Here is a 358-nt window from a genome sequence, read left to right on the forward strand (position 1 = left end):
ACTGGTGATATTTCAAAAAAAATATTTCATTGGCTAATGGTCAAATTGTTCTTAGTCCTGAAGGCGCTGAACTTTTAGTTAAGGAAATTCAGCAGCAATTAGTTAAATAAGAACATCCTTCTTAGTACATTACAAAGAAAAAGACATCTATATAGATGTCTTTTTCTTTGACTTAAACCAACATGATTCTACTAATACGACTTTTACAATGGCAAATATATTAGCAATACTTCATATCACATTCATTTTAGCACATTAATATCCGTTTTTCCCTATAAATAAATATAAATTCAAGAAAAATACATAATCCCTTCGAAAAAACGAACATACTTTCGCAAAATAACTTGATTATATAGGT

At 27.9% G+C, this 358-nt stretch carries 1 pseudogene; it reads left to right on the forward strand.

Going from position 1 to position 358, the window contains the following annotated elements:
* Positions 1 to 110 (forward strand): annotated as a pseudogene (locus tag MR170_RS31265) (AbrB/MazE/SpoVT family DNA-binding domain-containing protein); the annotation flags it as partial.
* Positions 111 to 358: the final 248 nt, after the last annotated feature.

This window comes from Bacillus cereus group sp. BfR-BA-01524 (assembly GCF_022662595.1).
GTDB classification, from domain to species: domain Bacteria; phylum Bacillota; class Bacilli; order Bacillales; family Bacillaceae_G; genus Bacillus_A; species Bacillus_A thuringiensis_S.